This window comes from Brevundimonas sp. (assembly GCF_027484365.1).
Lineage (GTDB): Bacteria > Pseudomonadota > Alphaproteobacteria > Caulobacterales > Caulobacteraceae > Brevundimonas.
In genome coordinates, this window is record NZ_JAIXTC010000026.1 from 24,311 (window position 1) to 44,160 (window position 19,850).

Annotated in this window: 18 protein-coding genes and 1 tRNA gene; 9 read left to right on the plus strand and 10 right to left on the minus strand. The window is 69.0% G+C overall.

What is annotated here, in order from left to right; genetic code table 11:
- Positions 1 to 19: 19 nt before the first annotated feature.
- The 5 genes from Q0044_RS14080 to Q0044_RS14100 are packed head-to-tail and all read right to left on the minus strand — an operon-like array spanning position 20 to position 4,090.
- Positions 20 to 823: an MBL fold metallo-hydrolase gene (locus Q0044_RS14080; protein ID WP_298163086.1), complete on the minus strand. Its 804-nt coding sequence runs from the start codon at positions 821 to 823 to the stop codon at positions 20 to 22.
- Entirely contained in the window at positions 820 to 1,599 is a 780-nt protein-coding gene (locus Q0044_RS14085) for a TatD family hydrolase (RefSeq protein ID WP_298163087.1), read from the minus strand. Before Q0044_RS14085 ends, Q0044_RS14080 begins: the two co-directional genes overlap by 4 nt.
- On the minus strand, positions 1,599 to 2,579 hold the full coding sequence (locus tag Q0044_RS14090; RefSeq protein ID WP_298163088.1) for a DNA polymerase III subunit delta': 981 nt from the start codon (positions 2,577 to 2,579) through the stop codon (positions 1,599 to 1,601). Before Q0044_RS14090 ends, Q0044_RS14085 begins: the two co-directional genes overlap by 1 nt.
- A complete protein-coding gene (tmk, locus tag Q0044_RS14095; RefSeq protein ID WP_298163089.1) occupies positions 2,576 to 3,202 on the minus strand; it encodes a dTMP kinase in 627 nt (208 codons plus the stop codon). The genes Q0044_RS14090 and tmk overlap by 4 nt, the downstream gene beginning before the upstream one ends.
- 48 nt (positions 3,203 to 3,250) lie before the next feature.
- The gene (locus tag Q0044_RS14100; protein WP_366941128.1) at positions 3,251 to 4,090 is read right to left on the minus strand and encodes a septal ring lytic transglycosylase RlpA family protein; all 840 of its coding nucleotides are present in this window, start codon (positions 4,088 to 4,090) and stop codon (positions 3,251 to 3,253) included.
- Positions 4,091 to 4,161: 71 nt separating this feature from the next.
- Here Q0044_RS14100 and Q0044_RS14105 point away from each other — a divergent pair.
- Positions 4,162 to 4,251: transfer RNA gene (locus Q0044_RS14105), tRNA-Ser, on the plus strand.
- Positions 4,252 to 4,290: 39 nt separating this feature from the next.
- Here the strand turns inward: Q0044_RS14105 and pyrG are convergent.
- The 3 genes from pyrG to tpiA form a co-directional block, all read right to left on the minus strand.
- On the minus strand, positions 4,291 to 5,940 hold the full coding sequence (pyrG, locus tag Q0044_RS14110) for a CTP synthase (RefSeq protein WP_298163091.1): 1,650 nt from the start codon (positions 5,938 to 5,940) through the stop codon (positions 4,291 to 4,293).
- A gap of 174 nt (positions 5,941 to 6,114) precedes the next feature.
- Complete coding sequence (gene secG, locus Q0044_RS14115; protein ID WP_298163092.1) at positions 6,115 to 6,528, minus strand: preprotein translocase subunit SecG; 414 nt, start codon at positions 6,526 to 6,528, stop codon at positions 6,115 to 6,117.
- Between the two features lie 82 nt (positions 6,529 to 6,610).
- Entirely contained in the window at positions 6,611 to 7,363 is a 753-nt protein-coding gene (gene tpiA, locus Q0044_RS14120; RefSeq protein WP_298163093.1) for a triose-phosphate isomerase, read from the minus strand.
- Positions 7,364 to 7,614: 251 nt separating this feature from the next.
- Here tpiA and Q0044_RS14125 point away from each other — a divergent pair, with 251 nt between their 5' ends.
- Together Q0044_RS14125 and trpE are read left to right on the plus strand one after the other, a co-directional pair.
- A complete protein-coding gene (locus tag Q0044_RS14125) occupies positions 7,615 to 9,540 on the plus strand; it encodes a peptidylprolyl isomerase (RefSeq protein WP_298163095.1) in 1,926 nt (641 codons plus the stop codon).
- The gene (gene trpE, locus Q0044_RS14130) at positions 9,537 to 11,069 is read left to right on the plus strand and encodes an anthranilate synthase component I (RefSeq protein ID WP_298163097.1); all 1,533 of its coding nucleotides are present in this window, start codon (positions 9,537 to 9,539) and stop codon (positions 11,067 to 11,069) included. Before Q0044_RS14125 ends, trpE begins: the two co-directional genes overlap by 4 nt.
- Here trpE and Q0044_RS14135 read toward each other — a convergent pair.
- A complete protein-coding gene (locus tag Q0044_RS14135; protein WP_298163098.1) occupies positions 11,066 to 11,260 on the minus strand; it encodes a peptidoglycan-binding protein in 195 nt (64 codons plus the stop codon). The two genes, trpE and Q0044_RS14135, sit on opposite strands and share 4 nt — an antisense overlap.
- 108 nt (positions 11,261 to 11,368) lie before the next feature.
- On the opposite strand from Q0044_RS14135, the gene Q0044_RS14140 reads away from it, so the two are divergent.
- From Q0044_RS14140 to lexA, 4 genes are all read left to right on the plus strand, one after another.
- Positions 11,369 to 11,959 carry an anthranilate synthase component II gene (locus Q0044_RS14140; RefSeq protein WP_298163100.1) on the plus strand — a complete coding sequence of 197 codons (591 nt, stop codon included), beginning with the start codon at positions 11,369 to 11,371 and terminating at the stop codon, positions 11,957 to 11,959.
- Between the two features lie 155 nt (positions 11,960 to 12,114).
- Positions 12,115 to 13,155 (plus strand): anthranilate phosphoribosyltransferase, encoded by a 1,041-nt coding sequence (trpD, locus tag Q0044_RS14145; protein ID WP_298163101.1) that lies wholly within the window; start codon positions 12,115 to 12,117, stop codon positions 13,153 to 13,155.
- On the plus strand, positions 13,152 to 13,940 hold the full coding sequence (gene trpC, locus Q0044_RS14150; RefSeq protein ID WP_298163102.1) for an indole-3-glycerol phosphate synthase TrpC: 789 nt from the start codon (positions 13,152 to 13,154) through the stop codon (positions 13,938 to 13,940). The genes trpD and trpC overlap by 4 nt, the downstream gene beginning before the upstream one ends.
- A 256-nt stretch (positions 13,941 to 14,196) precedes the next feature.
- Complete coding sequence (lexA, locus tag Q0044_RS14155; RefSeq protein WP_298163104.1) at positions 14,197 to 14,889, plus strand: transcriptional repressor LexA; 693 nt, start codon at positions 14,197 to 14,199, stop codon at positions 14,887 to 14,889.
- Here the strand turns inward: lexA and Q0044_RS14160 are convergent.
- Positions 14,870 to 17,059 carry a ComEC/Rec2 family competence protein gene (locus tag Q0044_RS14160; RefSeq protein WP_298163105.1) on the minus strand — a complete coding sequence of 730 codons (2,190 nt, stop codon included), beginning with the start codon at positions 17,057 to 17,059 and terminating at the stop codon, positions 14,870 to 14,872. The two genes, lexA and Q0044_RS14160, sit on opposite strands and share 20 nt — an antisense overlap.
- Between Q0044_RS14160 and gltX the strand changes: the two genes are divergently transcribed.
- Positions 17,058 to 18,476 carry a glutamate--tRNA ligase gene (gene gltX, locus Q0044_RS14165; protein ID WP_298163106.1) on the plus strand — a complete coding sequence of 473 codons (1,419 nt, stop codon included), beginning with the start codon at positions 17,058 to 17,060 and terminating at the stop codon, positions 18,474 to 18,476. The two genes, Q0044_RS14160 and gltX, sit on opposite strands and share 2 nt — an antisense overlap.
- A gap of 64 nt (positions 18,477 to 18,540) precedes the next feature.
- Positions 18,541 to 19,842 carry a citrate synthase gene (gene gltA / locus Q0044_RS14170; protein WP_298163108.1) on the plus strand — a complete coding sequence of 434 codons (1,302 nt, stop codon included), beginning with the start codon at positions 18,541 to 18,543 and terminating at the stop codon, positions 19,840 to 19,842.
- Positions 19,843 to 19,850: the final 8 nt, after the last annotated feature.

Genomic DNA, 19,850 nt, shown 5'->3' on the forward strand with positions numbered 1-19,850 from the left:
TGCGAAATTGGAGATGGGCTCAGAACGCCGTTGTGGCGCTCCAGCCGTCAAATCCCACCTCGACATTGGCCGGAAGAAGCGCCGACAAGGCGTTGTAATCCAGATCGATATGGAGGTTCGTCAGCACGGCGCGCTCGACGCCGCTGCGGGCGATCCAGTCCAGGGTCCGGTCGACGTGGCTGTGGGTCGGATGTGTCGTCCAGCGCAAGGCGTCGACGATCCAGAGGCTGCAACCGGCCATCGCCTCGAACGCCGCGTCGTCCAGGGCGTCGATGTCGCTGGAGTACGCCACAGGCCCGATGCGGTACCCGACCGACCGGATCGGCCCGTGGCCCTGATCAAAGGTCACGACCGGAACCGCGCCGCCGGGACCGTCCACGGACCAGGGCGCGCCATGGGACGGAATCTCATTGAGCGCGAGGATGGCCGGATAACCGAGATGGCTCTCGAAGATATAGGGAAAGCGCGGCACGAGCGCGTCGCGCGTGGCGACGTCCATCCAGGCCGGAATCCGCCGGCGGCCGCGAATGGCGAAGACGCGCAGATCGTCGATACCGTGGGTCTGGTCGGCGTGGTCGTGGGTGTACAGGACCGCATCCACGGACTTCACATCCGCTCTCAACATCTGCTCGCGAAGGTCTGGAGAGGTGTCGATCAGGACGGTCGTGTCGCCGTCCGGGCCGCGCCGCCGGACCAGGGCCGAACAGCGGCTGCGGCGGTTCTTCGGCTCGGCCGGATCGCAGGCCCCCCAGTCGCCGTCGCCGCGCGGCACCCCGCCGGACGACCCGCTGCCCAGGAGGGTGATCTCCAGCTGATCGGTCACGGGCGCGGGATCCTGTCGAACAGGGCGAAGAAGGCGTCCGTCGTCTTCGCCTCCGCCTCCTCCCGGCTCCAGCCGCGGATGTCGGCCAGGGCCTGGAGCACATGACCGACATAGGCCGGCTCGTTGCGACGCCCCCTGTGCGGTACGGGCGCCAGATAGGGGCAGTCGGTCTCGACGATGATCCGGTCGGCGGGCATGGCCCGGATCACCTCGCGCACGTCCTCGGCCGCCTTGAAGGTGGCGATGCCGGAGACCGAGAACCAGGCTCCCATTTCTGCCGCCTGTTCCGCCAGTTCTGCGCCGCTGGTGTAGCAATGCATGAGGAACCGGGACGGCGCCTTCGCCTGTCCTTCGCGCAGGATGGCGGCCATTTCGGCGTCCGCCTCCCGGGTGTGCACCACCAGCGGCAGGCCTGTGGCCTGGGCCGCCTTGATGTGGGTTCTGAAGACCTCGGCCTGAACCTCGCGCGGGCTCAGGTCGTAGTGGAAGTCGAGACCGCATTCGCCGATGCCGACCACGCGCGGCCGCTGTGCCAGGACGATCAGGTCGTCGGCGGTCATCGCCGTATGGTCCTTGGCCTCATGCGGATGGGCACCGACCGTGCACCAGATGTCCGGATGCGCCATGGCCAGGGCGTGGGTCGCCTCGAAGGTCGACAGCTTGTCGGAGATCTCGACCATCATCTGAACCCCGGCCTCGCGGGCGCGGGCGATTACGGCGTCGCGATCCTCGTCGAACTGGACGGCGTGCAGGTTCACATGGCTGTCGATCAGCATCAGCCGGCCATCCGTTTCACGCGCGCAAGGTCCGCCAGCGCCCCGGCCAGCAGGTCGCCCTTGTCCAGATTGATCGCCGCCGCCCGCTCGGGGGCCTCGGTCAACCGGGTCCACAGATCGGCCCAGGCGGCCCCCTGCCCGCCCTGCGCCAGGGACCGCGCCTTGACGGCGGCGGCGAGCCGATCGAGCAGAGCCTCGAACCGCGCCTGACCCTCCGCGCCCCGGAACCCGTCGGCGAGGGACAGAGCCTCGGCACGATCCACCGGACCCTCGTCGACCCAGCGCCGCGCCAGCCGGTCGAGTTCGAGATTGGCCGTCGTGGCCAGGGACAGGGCCGCGCCGGGCGACCCGCGCGCCATGCCGGCGATCCGTTCGGCCTCGTCACCGTCGAGTTCCGTCTGCCGCTCCAGCAGGGCCGTCACAGCCGCCTGGGTCCAGGGCTGGAAGGTCAGGCGACGACAGCGCGAGCGGATCGTGGCCAGCAACCGGCCCGGCGCATGGGTCACGAGGAACAGGACCCCACGCTCAGGTGGCTCCTCCAGAACCTTCAGCAAGGCATTGGCGGCATTAAGATTCAGATCGTCGGCCGCGTCGATGATGGCGACGCGGTAGTCGGCCCGGGATGGGCTCTTGGAGAAGAAGTCCGGCAGGTCGCGCGCCTGATCGACGGAGATCGACTTCTTCATCTTTCCGCCCTCGACGAGCCGTTCCAGCACCAGCAGGTCGGGGTGGGACTGGGCCGTGACCAGCTGGCTGACCGGATCGGAGGGTCGCGCGCCCAGAGGTCCGCGCGAGGGATCCGGCGCCGCGCCCAGCAGACGCCGCGCGGCGCGATAGGCGAAGGTCGCCTTGCCCAGTCCCTCGGGACCGCAGATCAGCCAGGCGTGGTGCAGCCGGCCGCGATCCAGGGCGTCGAGGAAGGCGAGCTCGGCATCCGGCGACGGGAGCAGGTCGAAACGGTCGCGCGGATGCTCGCTCACGGCAGGATCGGCTCGATGGCGCGCCAGACGCGTTCGGACACCGCATCCGGTTCGCCGGTGGCGTCGATGATCCGGCAGCGCTCGGTGTGCTGGGCCGCCACGGACAGGAAGCCGTCGCGCAGGCGGCGATGGAAGGCCAGCCCCTTGGACTCGAACCGCGTCTCCGCCGCGCCCCGGGCCAGGGCCCGCTCCAGACCCACCTCGACCGGAAGGTCGAAGATCAGGGTCAGGTCGGGCTGGTCGTCACCGACGATGGCGCCGTCCAGGGTCTCGATGAGGTCGGCCGGAGCCCCCCCGCCGGCCCCCTGATAGGCGCGGCTGGAATCGGCGAACCGGTCGCAGACGACCCAGCGACCGGCCTCCAGCGCCGGGCGGATGGTCTTTTCCAGATGGTCGCTGCGCGATGCGAACATCAAAAGGGTCTCGGTCAGGGGCGACCAGCGGCCGGCGTCGCCGTTCAGGGCGATGTGACGGATCTCCTCGGCGCCGGGCGAGCCGCCGGGTTCGCGCGTGTGCACGACGTCGAGGCCGCGCGCGGCCAGCCGGGCGACCAGTCTGGCGGCCTGGGTGGACTTGCCGGTCCCCTCCCCGCCCTCAAGCGTTATGAATTGTCCTCGGGTCACCGGCGCACAATGGCGATCCGGAGCGACGGGGCCAAGGGCGCAGTCGGTTCAGGGCGCCGATATCAACAGGGCGTCGGCGAATCCGTCGGCCATGACCGTCCGGCGGGCCCGTTCGGCGGCGTCGGCGTCGTTCCACGGCCCCATGAGGACGCGGAACATGCTCTGGTCGGTCGCGGCCTGGACGCGGGCAGAGCGACCGATTCGCTCCGCGACGGTCTGGGCCCGGGGCTGGTCGCGATAGGCGGCGACCTCGATCCAGTACCTCTGGCCGGCGTCCACGGGCGGCGCGACCGGAGGCGGGGGCGCCGCCTCGGCGACCTGCAACACGGTCCCGCCGCCCAGACGCGGGGCGCGGCCCAGATAGCGGACCCTCACCTCCCCGACGCCCCGGTTCAACAGGTCCAGAGCCTCGGCCGCGCCGCGCGACAGGTCGATGATCCGGTCGTCGACGAAGGGGCCGCGATCATTGACCCTCAGGACCACGCGCCGCCCGTTGGCCAGGTTTGTCACCTCCACCAGTCCCGGCAGGGGCAATGTCTTGTGGGCGGCGGTCAGGGCCTGCATGTCGAACCGTTCGCCGGTCGCCGTGGGCCGCCCGTTGAACTGGTCGCCGTACCAGGAGGCCAGGCCGACGACGTCATAGTCCGGCTGTTCCTCCGGCTGATACCAGCGACCGCGGATCTGATAGCGCCGCATGGTCCCCGACACGATCGGCGCCGGATCGGTCACCACAGGCGCGGCCTCGGCCAGACGGGGTCCGCTGCGCACGGGACCGGACAGACCGCCCGACGACGCCCCCGCACTGGCGCAGGCCGCCAGCAGGGCCGTCACGGCGGCGACGACCGCGACCCGGGCGGCGCGGCGGAGAAGGACGGGCGGCATCGACATGACGAAATCATCGCCGAACCGATTTCCGTTTTGGTTAACGGGAAATGCCCTGCTATGCCCCCTCTCCAGCCGGACAGGTGGCCGAGTGGTTTAAGGCAGCGGTCTTGAAAACCGCCGTAGGTGGAAGCCTACCGTGGGTTCGAATCCCACCCTGTCCGCCAGCGCTCCAACTCAAGACCTCGGGAGCGCCGGACCGACCCTCAGACCAGCCGGCTCTGCACCACCGCCGCCTCGATGAAGCTCGCGAACAGCGGGTGGGGCTTGAACGGGCGGCTCTTCAGTTCGGGGTGGTACTGGACGCCTATGAACCAGGGGTGGTCGTTGCGCTCAACCGTCTCGGGCAGGACGCCGTCGGGCGACAGGCCGGCGAAGATCAGGCCCTTGTCCTCGATCGCGTCGCGATAGTTGATGTTGACCTCGTAGCGGTGACGGTGCCGCTCGCTGATGGCGGTCGTGCCGTAGATCTCGGCGATCCTCGAACCCGGGGCCAATGTGGAATCATAGGCGCCCAGACGCATGGTCCCGCCCAGATCGCCGCCCTGCTGACGCAGGACCCTCTGGTTGCCCTGGGTCCATTCGGTCATCAGGCCGACGACCGGCTCCTCGGTCGGGCCGAACTCGGTGGAGGAGGCCCTGGGATAGCCGGCCTGGTTCCGGGCCGCCTCGATGACGGCCATCTGCATGCCGAAACAGATGCCGAAATAGGGGATGTTGCGCTCGCGGGCGAAGCGGGCCGCCTCGATCTTGCCCTCGGCCCCGCGCTCGCCGAAGCCGCCGGGCACCAGAACGGCATGCGCCCCCTGAAGCCGGTCCTCGCAGGCCTGACGGTCGCCCTCGAAGGTGTCGGCCTCGACCCAGTCGATATTGACCTTGACCTGGTTGGCCACCCCGCCGTGATGCAGAGCCTCGATCAGGGATTTATAGGCGTCCTTGAGCACCGTGTATTTGCCGACCACGGCGACCGTGACCTCGCCGTCCGGCTGCAGGCGGCGACGCACGATCTCGTTCCAGCCGCTCATGTCGGGGGCGGGTGCATCGGTGATGCCGAAATGGGCCAGGACCTCGGCGTCCAGCCCCTCGCGGTGATAGTCGAGCGGCACTGCATAGATGTCTTCGGAATCCATCGCCTGGATGACGCCGGAGGGCCGGACGTTGCAGAACAGGCCGATCTTGCGCTTCTCGTCCTCGGGGATCGGGAATTCGCAGCGGCACAACAGGATGTCCGGCTGGATGCCGATGGAGCGCAGCTCCTTGACCGAGTGCTGGGTCGGCTTGGTCTTCATCTCGCCGGCGGTCTTGATGAAGGGCAGCAGGGTCAGGTGGACGAAGCAGGACTGCCCGCGCGGCAGGTCCTGACCCAGCTGACGGATGGCTTCGAAGAAGGGCAGGCCCTCGATGTCGCCGACCGTGCCGCCGATCTCGACCAGGACGAAATCGACGTCCTCGCCCTCGTCCGTCACGGCGGGCGTCAGGCAGAAGGATTTGATCTGGTCGGTGACGTGCGGGATCACCTGGACCGTGGCGCCCAGATAGTCGCCGCGGCGCTCCTTCTCGAGGATGGTCGAATAGATCCGGCCGGTGGTTATGTTGTCGGACCGGGCCGCCGAGACGCCGGTGAACCGCTCGTAGTGGCCGAGGTCGAGGTCGGTCTCGGCCCCGTCGTCGGTCACGAAGACCTCGCCGTGCTGGTAGGGGCTCATCGTGCCCGGATCGACGTTCAGATAGGGGTCGAGCTTGCGCAGGCGGACCTTGTAGCCGCGCGCCTGAAGCAATGCGCCGAGGGCCGCCGACGCCAGCCCCTTGCCCAGCGAGGAAACCACGCCGCCCGTGATGAATACATATCTAGCCACGGGGCATCACCTTAGCCCTGATTCGGGCGCCGAAGGACCGCACCGCGATCCGTCTTGCTGAAAAGTCGCGGACCGCGATGCGATCCGCTGTTGAAAACAAAACTCCGCCCCGGAGCCGGTCCGGAGCGGAGGTGTTGGTGGCGGCAGGTGCGGCGGAGGGGCTCCGCCCTCACCCTACTGCGCCGGCGCGGGGGCCGGGGCGGGGCCGGCCGTCGGCAGGCTGGCTTCCAGGTCGTCGAGCGACGGCGCGGCAGGCGCGGCCGGAGCCGTTTCCGCCGGAGCGGTCTGCTGGGCGGCGGCCGGAGCCGTATCGAGCGCGATGGAGCCGACGGCGTCGGCGTCCACGACCGAACGGCTGGCGCGTTCCATATTGCCGACGATGGTCAGGCTGATGGCGCAGACGACGAACAGGCCGCCCAGCCACCAGGTGGTGGTGGTCAGAAGATTGCCCGCGCCGCGCGCGGTCATGAAGCCCGAAGGCCCGCCGCCCATGCCCAGGGCGCCGCCCTCGGAGCGCTGCAGCAGGATCACCCCGGACAGGGCGATCGAGATGATGATCATGGCGACGAGAAGAATGGTCTGGAGCATGGGGACTTACATGTGTGGCGGACGACCGCCGATCAAGCGGCGGCGTCTATCATTCTTGTGACGCACGGGCAACGCCGGCCGGTCAGGCGGCGCGAATGATCGCCAGGAAGTCGACAGCCTTCAATGACGCCCCGCCGACCAGGGCCCCGCCCACCTCGTCCACGGCCAGAATGTCGCGAGCGTTCCCTGGATTCACCGAACCGCCGTACAGAATCGGCGCCGCGCGGCCGCCGTCCCCCAGTCTTTCGATCATCGCGCCGCGCGCGGCGGCGTGGATTTCGGCGATCTGGTCCAGCGTCGGCGTCAGCCCCGTGCCGATGGCCCAGACCGGCTCATAGGCCAGGGCCCAGTCCTGACCCGCCAGTTGGTCGTTCAAGGAGCCGAGGATCTGACCGCGCACAATCGTTGCGGCCTCTCCGGCCTCCCGCTGCGCGAGGGTCTCGCCGACGCAGATGATGGGCATCAGTCCTGCCCGCAGGGCGGCCCCGACCTTGTCCGAGACGAGCGCGTCCGACTCGCCGAACTCCTGACGCCGTTCCGAATGGCCGAGGATGACCATCGTCGCCCCCGCATCGACCAGCATTTCCGCCGAGACCCCGCCGGTGAAGGCCCCCTTGATCTCGACCCGGCAGTCCTGGCCTCCGATCGCGATCGGGCCGCCATCGACGGCGCGAGCCATCCGTTCGATCAGGGTCGCCGGCGGGCACAGACCCACGCGCGCAGCGGCCGGGCGCGCCTTCAGGTCAGCCAGCATCCCGGCGACGGCGTCCGCCAGATCGGCGGCCAGGCCGTTCATCTTCCAATTGCCGACGATCAACTTCACGGATTGTTTCATCCGCCCTGTCTAGAGCCTGATCCGGAAAAGTGTGAAGCGGTTTTCCGGTCGGATCAGGCTCAAGAGTTTAAAGCCGGGCCTTGATTCACGACATCAGAGAGATCGCGAAGCGATCTCCCCTCAGCCGATCAAGGCCCAGGCGCCGTCTCTCGGGATGCCAAGCCTGAGGCGACTCGCGCTTGCGGGGTGACGGCCCCCTCCCCTATACGGCGCGGTGGCGCTCTTCGCCGTCCGACCGTCAGGCCCTTTCGATGATTTCCGTCTTCCGCGACTTCGCCAAGTCCAAGTGGGCTGCCGCCCTGTTCGTCCTGCTGATCATCAGCTTCGCCGTCGTCGGCGGCTCCCAGACCGATGTCTTCAAGAGCCTCGGCGCCCAGCATGTGATCTCGGCCGGCGAACGCTCGGTGGACGCGGCCCAGTTCCGCACCGATTTCGAGCGGATCCGCACCAATGCCTCCGAACAGGAAGGCCGCCCCCTGACGACCGAGGACCTGGTCACCGCCAATGTCCACGTCCGCTATCTGGAAGCCCAGACCCAGCGTCTCGGCTTCCTGGAATGGGCGCGCAACGTCGGCATCCGCCCCGACGAATCCCTGATCATCAAGCGCATTCGCGAAATCCCCGCCTTCTTCAACCAGGTCACGGGCGCCTTCGACCAGGCCCAGTACGAACAGACCCTGGCGCAACAGAACTTCACCCCGGTCCAGCTGGAAGACGAGTTCCGCGACACCGCCGTCACCGAACATTTCGGCAGCGCGGTCGAGGCCGGTATCCGTTCGCCCCGCATCTACGGCGCCCTGGTCGCCGGTCGTGCCCTGGAGCTGCGTGACGGCCGCTGGTTCAACGTGACCCAGGCTATGGCCGGCGCCGCCGGCGCCCCTACGGACGCCCAGCTGACCGCCTTCATGAACGAGAACGCCGCCCAGCTGCGTCGCCCCGAGTTCCGCATCGCCTCGGTGGTCCTGTTCAACGACGCCGCCGGCGCCGCCGCTCCGGCCATCCCGGAGGCCCGCATCGTCGAGCGGTTCAACTTCCGCAAGGACGGCCTGTCGACGCCTGAGCGCCGCACCTTCACCACCCTGACCGTGGGCGACCGCGCCGCCGCCGACCGGATCGCCGCCGCCCTGCGCGGGGGCCAGACTCCGGCCGCCGTGGCCGAGGCCAACCGGATCCAGCCGGCCGAATACGCGGCCCAACCGCAAAGCGCCGTGCCGGACCCCGCTGTCGGAACCGCCGTCTTCGGCCTGACCGCCGGTCAGGTCTCGGCCCCGATCCAGGGCCGTGTCGGCTTCACGGTCGCCAAGCTGGTCTCTGTCACGCCCGGCGCGCCCGCAACGCTGGAAGGCGTCCGCGAAGCCATCGTCGCCGAACTGCAGGAAGAGGACGCCAAGAGCCGCGTCTTCAGCCGCGTCGAGGCCTATGAAAAGGCGCGCACCGACGGCAAGCCCCTCGCCGACGCCGTGCGTGAAGTCGGTGCCCGCATCGTGCAGCTGCCTCCCTTCACCCAGGACGGTCGCCTGCCGGACGGCCAGCCGATGAACGCCCCGCCGCAGATCACCCAGAACGCCTATGCCCTCACGGAAGGCGCCGAGTCCGACGTGATCGACGCCGGCCAGGGCCAGTATTTCGTCCTGCGTCTCGACGACATCCAGCCTGCGGCCCTGCCGACCCTCGCCGATGTGCGCGAGCCCCTGGCCCGACAGTGGATCGCCCGTGAAAACGCCCGTCGCCTGACCAACAAGGCCGAGGAACTGGCCGCGCGTGTTCGCGGCGGCGAGGATATCGCGGCGGTCGCGGCCTCGGCCGGAGCGACCCTGACCACCCGCGCCGGGGTGCAGCAGAACGCCGAGGCGCAGGGTGCGCTCGGCGACGGCATCCTCGGCGGCCTGTTCGGACAGGGCCGCGGCCAGGTCTTCACCGGCCCGGCGTCGGAGACGGCCTTCGTCGTGGGTCGCGTCGATGCGGTTCGCGCGCCGGCAGCCGTCCTGGCTGCCCCGATCGCCGACCAGATCCGCGCTCGCATGGCCCAGGAACTGGTCAACGGGGCCGGCGAAGGCCTCGTGGCCGCAGCCGCCCGCGCCTCCAAGGCCGAGAACGATCCCGCCCGCGCCATCGAGGCGCTCGGTGTGACCGCCCCGGCCCCTGGCGCGACCGCGCCGACCGCCCCCGCTCAATGAGCCCAGGCGGCACGGAGCCGGATCGCGCGGAGATCGTCGCCGGGCTGACGCAGGGCCGGCCGCAGGTCGTCGTGCGCCGGATCGTCGATGATCTGGAGACCCCGGTCTCGGCCTATCTTAAGGTGGGCTGGGGCCGACCCCACGCCTTCCTGCTGGAATCGGTCGAGGGCGGGGCCCTCAACGGCCGCTATTCGATCATCACCCTCGAGCCGGACGTGGTCTGGCGTTGCCGCGATGGTGTCGCCTCCATCGCGCGTGGCGCGGACATCGCCGCCAAACGCTATGCACCCCAGGCCGGGGGGGCGCTCGACAGCCTGCGCGCCCTGATCGCCGAGACCCGCTTCGACCTGCCCGAGGGCCTGCCGCCGATGGCCGCCGGCCTGTTCGGGGTCTTCGGCTATGACATGGTCCGCCTGCTCGAGCCGCTGGGCGCGCCGAACCCCGATCCGCTCGACCTGCCCGACGCGGTCCTGACCCGGCCTTCACTGGTGGCCGTGTTCGATTCGGTGAAGCACGAGATCGTCGTCATGGCTCCGGTCTGGCCCGGCGACGTCTCTCCAGCCCAGGCCGTCACTGCGGCAGAGGTCCGGCTGGACGATTTCGAGGCCCGCCTGCGTCGGCCGTTGGTCGCCCGCGGCGCGGCGGAGCCGACCGCCCCTCTCGACTTCCGCTCGCCCGTGAACGCCGACGGCTACGGCGACCTCGTCGCGGCGGCCAAATCCTATATCGCCGCCGGAGACATCTTCCAGGTGGTCCTCAGCCACCGCTTCCGCGCACCCTGGTCCGGGGATCCGTTCGCCTTCTACCGCTCCCTGCGTCGCCAGAATCCCTCGCCCTATCTGTACTTCCTCAACTTCGACGATTTCCAGCTGGCCGGCTCCAGCCCGGAAATCCTCGTCCGGCTCAAGGACGGCGGCGTCACCATCCGGCCTCTGGCCGGCACCCGCCCGCGCGGGGCGACACCCGAGGCCGACAAGGCACTGGAAGTTGAACTGCTGGCCGATCCCAAGGAGCTGGCCGAGCACCTGATGCTGCTGGACCTGGGCCGCAATGACGTGGGCCGGGTCGCCGCGCCCGGCACGGTCAGGGTGACCGAGAGCTTCGTTGTCGAACGCTACAGCCAGGTCATGCACATCGTCTCCAATGTCGAGGGCCGGGCCCACCCGGATCTCGATGCGGTCGACACACTGCTGGCCGCCCTGCCCGCCGGCACCCTGTCCGGCGCTCCCAAGGTCCGGGCCATGGAGATCATCGACGAACTGGAGACCGAGAAGCGCGGCGTCGGCTATGGCGGCGGGGTCGGCTATATCTCGGCAGGCGGAGAGGCGGACATCTGCATCGTCCTGCGCACCGCCATGTTCGCCGACGGCCAGGTCTTCGTCCAGGCGGGCGCCGGCGTCGTCGCCGACAGCGATCCGGCCGCCGAGTTCGCCGAGACCGAGGCCAAGGCCCGCGCCCCGATGCGCGCCGCCGAGGACGCCTGGCGGTTCGAACTGGGCGCGCCGCTCAATACGGCCGGCGAAATCTAGAAGGTCTGGTCCTGAGCCGGCGCCGGGTCCTCGATCGCGACGCCCGGCCCCAGGATCATCACCCCGGCCAGAAGCACCGCCGCACAGGCGGCCAGACAGGCTGCGGCCAGTGTCCCGGACACGCCGTTGCGCGCCACCGGCTCGGCCAGCGCCACACGGGCGGCGTCGATCTGGACCTGGGTATCGCGCATGGAATCATGGGCTCCGATGGAAGCCCCGATTTCAGTCCGCCGGGGTTAACGATCCGTGTTCGTGCGCGTCCGCTTGGCGGGGCGATCCACAGCCTCTAGAAGCGCCGGATGATCCTCGTCGTCGATAACTACGACAGCTTTACCTACAACCTCGTCCACTACCTCGCGGAGCTGGGCGCGCAGACTCACGTCGTGCGCAACGACGACCTGACGACCGAGGAGGCCTGGGCCCTGAAGCCCGAGGCGATCCTGCTGTCGCCCGGCCCCTGCGCCCCCGATCAGGCGGGCATCTGCCTGCCCCTGATCGACACCGCGCCGCTGGACATGCCGATCCTGGGCGTCTGCCTCGGCCATCAGGCGATCGGCCAGGCCATGGGCGGCCACGTCATCCGCGCCAAGGCCCTGATGCACGGCAAGACCTCGCCGATCATTCACGAGGGCAAGGGCATGTTCGCCGGCCTGCCCTCGCCTTTCACCGCGACCCGGTATCACTCGCTGGCGGTGCAGCGCGAAACCCTGCCCAACACCCTGAACGTCACGGCCTGGACCGAGGACGGCGAGATCATGGGCTTCCAGCACCACGAGCGGCCGATCCACGGGGTCCAGTTCCACCCCGAATCCATCGCCACCGAACACGGCCACGAAATGCTGGCCAACTTCCTCGACCAGGCGGGCGTCAAGCGTCTGGCTATGGTGTGATTCAGTGACCCACCCCTTCCGCTCATCCCCGCGAAAGCGGGGACCCAGTGCTTTGGGCGACGGTTTTCACAGGTCCATCGCCGGCGCCCATCCCGCACGCCCTGCCTCACTCAAGAACTGGGTCCCCGCTTTCGCGGGGATGAGCGGGGGTTAGGGTGTCTAACGGATTCAAACCGCTGCTAGCGAAGCTGGTTGACGGGCAGTCGCTCACATCAAGCGAGGCCGGCGACTTCTTCGCCGCCTGCCTGCGCGGCGAGCCGACCCCGGCCCAGGTCGCCGCCGCCGTCACCGCCCTGCGAATCAGAGGCGAGACGGTCGAGGAGATCGCCGCCTTCGCCCAGGCCATGCGCGACGCCGCCACAACGCTCGACCATCCCTACGACGTCATCGACACCTGCGGCACGGGCGGCGACGGGGCCCACACCTTCAACATCTCGACGGCCGCCGCCCTCGTGCTCGCCGGCGCGGGCCTGAAGGTCGCCAAGCACGGCAACCGGGCCATGAGTTCGAAGTCCGGATCGTCGGACGTGCTCGGCGTTCTCGGCGTCGACCTGACCGCCGGTCTCGCACAGCAGCGTCAGGCCCTCGACGAGGCCGGCATCGCCTTCCTGTTCGCCCCCGCCTACCACGGGGCCATGCGCCACGTGGGGCCGGTCCGGGCGGAGATCGGGTTCCGCACCGTCTTTAACTTGCTGGGCCCGCTGTCGAACCCGGCCGGAGCGAAGCGACAGGTCATGGGCGTCTATGATCCGCGTCTTCTGGAGCCGCTCGCCGAGGTGCTGGGACGGCTCGGCGCCATCCGCGCCTGGACCGTCCACGGCCAAGGCCTCGACGAACTGACCACCACGGGCCCGACCGAGGTGGCAGAGTGGAAGGACGGCGCCGTCCGCCGTTTCGAGGTCACGCCCGAGGACGCAGGCCTGCCGCGCGCCGACATCGAATCCCTGCGCGGCGGCGACGCCGAGACCAACGCCGCCGCCCTGACCGCCCTCCTCGCGGGTCAGACCGGCCCCTACCGCGACGTGGTGTTGCTCAATGCCGCCGCCGCCCTCGTGGTCGCAGACAGGGCCTCCGACCTGAAATCCGGTGTCGCCCTCGCTGCCGCGGCCATCGACGACGGCAGGGCAGCCGAGGCTCTCGCCGGTCTGGCCCGCATCACCTCGACGCCGCCGCCCGTTACCGAAGACCCCGCATGACCGACATCCTCGACCGTATCGCCGCCTACAAGCGCGAGGACGTCGCTGTCCGGAAAGCCGCCCGGTCTCAGACCGAGGTCGAATCCCTGGCCCTGATCGCCGGGATGCCGCGCGGCTTCCGGAGCGCCCTCGAACGGCGCGCCGGGTCCGGCCGCCCCGCCCTGATCGCCGAAATCAAGAAGGCCAGTCCGTCCAAGGGCCTGATCCGTCCCGACTTCGATCCGCCCGCGCTCGCTCAAGCCTATGAGGCCGGCGGCGCGGCCTGTCTGTCGATCCTGACCGACGGCCCAAGCTTCCAGGGCGCCGACGACTACCTGATCAAGGCCCGCGCCGCGGTCACCCTGCCCTGTCTGCGCAAGGACTTCCTCGTCGATCCCTGGCAGGTGGCCGAGAGCCGGGCCCTGGGCGCCGACTGTATCCTGATCATCCTGGCCATGATCGACGATGTCCTGGCGGCCGAACTTCTGGCCGAGGCGCGCCGGTTCAGCATGGACGCCCTGATCGAGACCCATGACGAGGCCGAGATGGCCCGCGCCGCCGACCTCGGCGGGGACCTGGTCGGGATCAACAATCGGTCGTTGCGGACCTTCGAGGTTGATCTGGGCGCCACGGCCCGGCTTGCGCCGCTGTCGCCGGCGGGGTCGTTGCTGGTGGCCGAGAGCGGGATCTTCAGTCCGGCCGACGTCGCGGAAGTCTCCGGCGCCGGTGCTACAGCCATCCTCGTCGGCGAAAGCCTGATGCGTCAGCCCGATGTCGAGGCGGCGACCCAAACGCTGCTCGCGTAACGTCACCTCCCCATTCGCGCAGGCGAATGGGGAGGACAGGCGGCCGAAGGACGCCAGGAGGGGGCGACACCGAATTGGAAGGTCTGCCCTCTGCATTAGACACGGTGTCGCCCCCTCCTGATCGCTGCGCGATCTGTCCTCCCCGCGCGCCTTCGCGCGCAGGGAGGTGACCGCCCTGCCGTTAAGTTGACATTAGGCAAGAACACTTACAGAACATCGCCAACGGTTCACGACTTGTTCTGAAGGCGATTCCCCCATGCTGACCCGCAAGCAGCACGAACTCCTGATGTTCATCCACGAACGGATCAAGGAGACCGGCGTCTCCCCCTCCTTCGACGAGATGAAGGAAGCGCTGGATCTGGCGTCCAAATCGGGCATCCACCGGCTGATCACGGCGCTGGAGGAACGCGGCTTCATCCGCCGCCTCGCCCACCGCGCCCGGGCGCTTGAGGTCACCAAACTGCCGGAACAGGCGACGACCGGCCCCGTTCGCGGCCGCGCCGGATTCACCCCTGCGGTGATCGAGGGCGGCGGACGCAGCGCTTCGGCACAGCCCGCCAACGACACCCGCGAACTGACCCTCGTCGGCAAGATCGCCGCCGGCGTGCCCATCGCCGCCCTGCAGGGCGACAACGGCCGCTTCCATGTGCCCGAAACCATGCTGGGCGCCGGGGAGCACTACATGCTGGAGATCGAAGGCGACTCGATGATCGAGGCCGGAATCCTCAACGGAGACCTGGTGGTCATCAAACGCGTCGACACCGCCTCCTCGGGCGAGATCGTCGTGGCTCTGGTGGAAGGTGAAGAGGCGACCCTCAAACGTCTGCGCAAGAAGGGCAATTCCATCGCTCTGGAGCCAGCCAATCGCAACTATGAGACCCGCATTTTCGGCCCCGACCAGGTCGAGGTCCAGGGCAAGCTGGTCGGCCTCATCCGCCAGTATCACTGACGCCAGCATCCGCCGCATCGGGATCGCCGATGCGGCTCCACGGCCGGTCGCCACGCACCTCGGCAGCCCAGACCGCGCGCCAGCCTTGGGCAGTGCGCCACAGCTCGACCGATCCGCCTTTCTGGTAATCGAGCCCGTCCAGGACCAGCTTGCCGTCGCAGGACGGAGGCAGCGCTTGAACAACGGCCCGGACGCTGACCAACGGCGCCGATGCACAGAGCGCGGCGAGTTGCTGGTCGCCGGGCGCGTCCTTGCCCCACCACAGCGCGACCGGGCCAGACGCGGCCCCGTCCGGCGCGCAACTTGACCTCAAGCAGGTCCATCCTTCGTCCGGCCGAGGCTCCAGCGTCAGGCCCCGCCGCCGCGACCACAGGTCCGCCGCGAACGGACGCACGCCGGGCCTGACCACGACCGCCACGCCGGCCTCGCTGAACGCCGCATTGGTCCCGCCGTCCCCGATCCACACCGTCGGTGTCGGCGCACGCGGCCAGACCAGGACCGCGCAGGCGAACGGCAGGCCCATCCAGCGCAGACGCCCCTGCCACAGGCACAGGAACAGGACGCCGAGGAACGAGATCGGCAACACAGCATCCGGCGCGCTGGCGATCGTCTTCACCGCCCCCGGAAGCCCGGCCGTCCAGTGACCGATCGCCAGCATCAGATCGACGCCCTTCCCCGCCACCCACAGGAAGGGTCCGCCCAGTCCGACCGGCTCCAGCAGTGCGCCCAGTGCCAGCGCCGGCATCATCACGAAGTCCGCGATCGGCGAGGTCGTCAGATTCGCAACCAGCCCGTACAGGGCGGCGCGATTGAAATGCTGGACCGCGAACGGCCCCGTCGCGGCGCCCGCGACCAGACTCGCCGTCACCGCGATCACCAGCCAGTGCCTGACCGACTGGAACGCTGCGATCGGCCAGGGCACGGACAGCTCCCGTGTCCTCGGCGGCCAGGCCTCAGACAGGGCCACGAGCGCCGCCGTCGCCGCGAACGACATCTGGAACCCCGGCGTCACGATGGCCTCGGGCTGCAGGATCAGCACCACCATGGCCGCAACCGCCAGCGCGTGCATGGTGATCGCGGGCCTGTCGAGGAGTATCGAGGCAAACGCCACAGACGCCGTAATCGCCGCCCGCTGCGCCGGCGCCGGCGCTCCCGACAGGACCAGATAGCTCCACACGGCGGCCAGTCCGACGACGGCCGCCACCTTCTTCCCCGACACGCGAAGCGCCAGCCAGGGCCAGGCCGCGACGCCCAGCCGGACCACGAAGAAGGCGAAGCCGCCGACAATGGCCATATGCAGGCCCGAAATCGACAGGATGTGCGCCAGCCCGGAATCGCGCATGGCGTCGAGATCTTCCCGCTGGATCCAGGTCTCGTGCCCGGTGGTCATGGCCGCAGCGATCCCGCCGGTCCGTTCGCCCAGCCGGTCGACGATCCGCTGCGCCAGGGCGAACCGCGCCTTGTTGACCGCCATCGCCAGACGCAGTCGCCACGGCGGCGGTGCCAGATAGGCCTGCCGCGTCTCTCCGAGGGCGAAGGCCGTGCCGCCCAGCCCCTGAAAGTATGCGTTGCGCCCGAAGTCATACGCACCCGGACTGGCCGGAGGCGGGGGCGGATTGAGGATGGCGAACAGCCGGATCGCCTCCCCCGGACCCGGCGGCTCGCCCTTCACCGTGGCCCGGAGCCGGATCGGGGTCGCGTCAGGCTCAAGTCCCTGAATTCGTACCGGTGCGAGGACGATCCGGTGGCCCCGGTCGCCGGGACTGTCGACATCGACGACCCAGCCCTCGACCACGGTCGGCTCGGCCAGCGGCGGAGCGATCGGGGCCGCGACCCGTTCCGCCCGCAATTTCGCCCCCGCCAGCCCGAGGAACAGGCAGGCGACCAGCATCAGCGGAAGAGTGACCGCCCGCCCGCGCCCCAGCCGCCTGGCGCCCAGCCATACCCCCGTCGCGAGCGCCGCAGAGACCACCAGCGGCCAGAGCGGCGGCTCGGACCTCAGGGCGAAATAGATCGCCGCCCCGCCGCCGAAGGCCACAGGGGCCCAGAGCCGCCACCGCAGGGACTGGGCCACCACCTCGTCCAGGGCCCAGGCACGAACCCGTGCCGACAGGCTGGGCTTTGCCGCATCGGGGGGTATAAGGGCGACCCGTTCGGATCCCTCTCCCATGCCCGCAGATTCCTCCCCCCAGGTCGTCACCCGTTTCGCCCCCTCGCCCACAGGCTACCTCCACATAGGAGGCGCGAGAACGGCGTTGTTCAACTACCTTTACGCGAAAGGTCGGGGCGGCAAATTCCTGGTCCGCATCGAGGACACCGACCGCGAGCGCTCCACCGACGACGCCGTCAAGGCCATCTTCGACGGCCTGAGCTGGCTTGAGCTGTTCGCCGACGAGGAGCCCGTCTTCCAGCACGCCCAGGCCGACCGCCACCGCGAGGTCGTCGACCGGTTGCTCGAACTCGGCGCCGCCTACCGCGACTTCACCTCGGCTGAAGAGACGGGCCGGCTGCGCGACGAGGCCAAGGCCGAACGCCGCACCTTCGAATCGCCCTGGCGCGACCGCACCCCGACCGTCGACGATCTGGACCAGCCGCACGTGGTCCGCTTCCGTCGGCCCCTGCCGGGCCGGGTGGTCGTGGCCGACGCCGTCCAGGGCGAGGTCAGCTGGGACGCAAACGATCTGGACGATCTTGTCCTGCTGCGCTCCGACGGGGCGCCGACCTACAATCTCGCCGTGGTCGTGGATGACCACGACATGGGCGTCACCCACGTCATCCGCGGCGACGACCATCTCAACAACGCCGCGCGCCAGTCGCTGATCTATGACGCGCTCGGCTGGACCCGGCCGGTCTTCGCCCACATCCCCCTGATCCACGGTCCCGACGGGGCCAAGCTGTCGAAGCGCCACGGGGCCCAGGCGGTCCATGAGTATGCCGAAATGGGCTATCTGCCCGAGGCCATGCGCAACTACCTGGCCCGGCTCGGCTGGGCCCATGGCGACGATGAACTGTTCGGCGACGCCCAGGCGCGCGAATGGTTCGATCTCGACGGGGTGGGCAAGGCTCCGGCCCGGCTCGATTTCGACAAGCTGGCCCACGTCAATTCGCACTGGCTGCGGCTCGCCGCCGACGACCGCCTGGCCGGCATGACGCTCGACGCCCATCTCTCAAGGGGCACGCCCCTGAACGAAGGCGACGAGGCCCGGCTCCAGCGCGCCATGCCCTTCGTCAAGGATCGCGCGAAGACCTTGCTCGAACTGGCCGATCAGACGGCTTTCGTCCTCAAGACACGCCCGCTCGACCTCGACGAAAAGGCTCGGACCCTGCTGTCCGGAGAGACCGCGGAACGTATCGCCCGGGTCCGCGCGCGCCTGAACCTGTTCGAGAGCTGGGACGTCTTCGCCCTTGAAGCGGAGTTGAAGGCGTTCGCAGAGGAAGAGGGCGTCGGTTTCGGCAAGATCGGGCCGCCGATGCGCGCGGCTCTGACCGGCGGCTCTGCATCTCCGGACATCGCAAAAACCCTCTCGGCCCTCGGACGCGAAGACGCGCTTGGGCGCTTGGATGATGCGCTGCAACACAGTAAGTGAACGGGCATAACAATCGGGGTCCGGGGCTTCCCGTCCGGGCCAAACACCAAAGCAAGGGCGCCTGATGACTGAAGCCTCGAAATCCGCCGCCACGGCGACCCTGACCCTCGGCGACAAGTCCGTCGAATTGCCGGTCCTGTCCGGTTCGACCGGCCCGGATGTGATCGACATCCGCAAACTGTACAGCGCGACCGACGCCTTCACCTTCGACCCGGGCTTCACCTCGACTGCGGCTTGCGAAAGCGCCATCACCTATATCGACGGGGACGCCGGCGTGCTTCTGCACCGCGGCTATCCGATCGGTCAGCTGGCCGAGAAGTCGAACTTCATCGAGGTCTGCCACCTGCTGCTCCACGGCGAACTGCCGACAGCCGCTCAGTACGCCGCATTTGAGGAGACGGTGACGCGGCACACCATGCTGCACGCCCAGTTCGACCGCTTCTTCGAGGGCTTCCGTCGCGACGCCCATCCGATGGCGATCATGGTAGGCGCTGTCGGCGCTCTGTCGGCCTTCTACCACGACAGCCTGGACATCCATGATCCGGTCCAGCGCAACATCTCGGCCATCCGCCTGATCGCCAAGATGCCGACGATCGCGGCCCGCGCCTACAAATACCACATCGGCCAGCCGTTCGTTTCGCCGCGCAACGACCTCTCCTACGCCGAGAACTTCCTGCGCATGTGTTTCGCCGTCCCGGCCGAGGACTATGTGGTCGATCCGAAGATGGCCCGGGCCATGGACCGGATCTTCACCCTGCACGCCGACCATGAGCAGAACGCCTCGACCTCGACCGTCCGTCTGGCCGGGTCGTCGGGGGCGAACCCGTTCGCCTGTATCGCCGCCGGCATCGCCTGCCTCTGGGGCCCGTCGCACGGCGGCGCCAACGAAGAGGCGCTGATGATGCTCAAGGAGATCGGCACCCCGGACAAGATCCCGGAGTTCATCGAGGGCGTGAAGGCCAAGAAATACAAGCTGATGGGCTTCGGCCACCGCGTGTACAAGAACTACGATCCCCGGGCGACCGTGATGAAGCAGTCGGCGGACGAGATCCTCGACCTCGTCGGCGCCGAGAACGATCCCCTGTTCCAGGTCGCCAAGGAACTGGAACGCATCGCCCTGTCGGACGAGTATTTCATTGAACGCAAGCTGTTCCCGAACGTCGACTTCTATTCGGGCATCACCCTGTCGGCGATGGGCTTCCCGACCTCGATGTTCACCGTGCTGTTCGCCCTGGCCCGCACCGTCGGCTGGATCGCCCAGTGGGAAGAAATGCTGGCCGATCCGGCGCAGAAGATCGGCCGCCCACGCCAGCTCTACACCGGCCCGACGCAACGCGATTACGTGCCGATCCAGAACCGGGGCTGATCCGGAAC

Coding starts and splice junctions, on each gene's coding strand:
- Q0044_RS14125 (WP_298163095.1), top strand. CDS start 7,615: ATGATTTCCGTCTTCCGCGACTTCGCCAAGTCCAAGTGGGCTGCCGCC.
- trpE (WP_298163097.1), top strand. CDS start 9,537: ATGAGCCCAGGCGGCACGGAGCCGGATCGCGCGGAGATCGTCGCCGGG.
- Q0044_RS14160 (WP_298163105.1), bottom strand. CDS start 17,059: ATGGGAGAGGGATCCGAACGGGTCGCCCTTATACCCCCCGATGCGGCA.
- lexA (WP_298163104.1), top strand. CDS start 14,197: ATGCTGACCCGCAAGCAGCACGAACTCCTGATGTTCATCCACGAACGG.
- tpiA (WP_298163093.1), bottom strand. CDS start 7,363: ATGAAACAATCCGTGAAGTTGATCGTCGGCAATTGGAAGATGAACGGC.
- gltX (WP_298163106.1), top strand. CDS start 17,058: ATGCCCGCAGATTCCTCCCCCCAGGTCGTCACCCGTTTCGCCCCCTCG.
- Q0044_RS14100 (WP_366941128.1), bottom strand. CDS start 4,090: ATGTCGATGCCGCCCGTCCTTCTCCGCCGCGCCGCCCGGGTCGCGGTC.
- Q0044_RS14085 (WP_298163087.1), bottom strand. CDS start 1,599: ATGCTGATCGACAGCCATGTGAACCTGCACGCCGTCCAGTTCGACGAG.
- Q0044_RS14135 (WP_298163098.1), bottom strand. CDS start 11,260: ATGCGCGATACCCAGGTCCAGATCGACGCCGCCCGTGTGGCGCTGGCC.
- trpC (WP_298163102.1), top strand. CDS start 13,152: ATGACCGACATCCTCGACCGTATCGCCGCCTACAAGCGCGAGGACGTC.
- Q0044_RS14140 (WP_298163100.1), top strand. CDS start 11,369: ATGATCCTCGTCGTCGATAACTACGACAGCTTTACCTACAACCTCGTC.
- secG (WP_298163092.1), bottom strand. CDS start 6,528: ATGCTCCAGACCATTCTTCTCGTCGCCATGATCATCATCTCGATCGCC.
- gltA (WP_298163108.1), top strand. CDS start 18,541: ATGACTGAAGCCTCGAAATCCGCCGCCACGGCGACCCTGACCCTCGGC.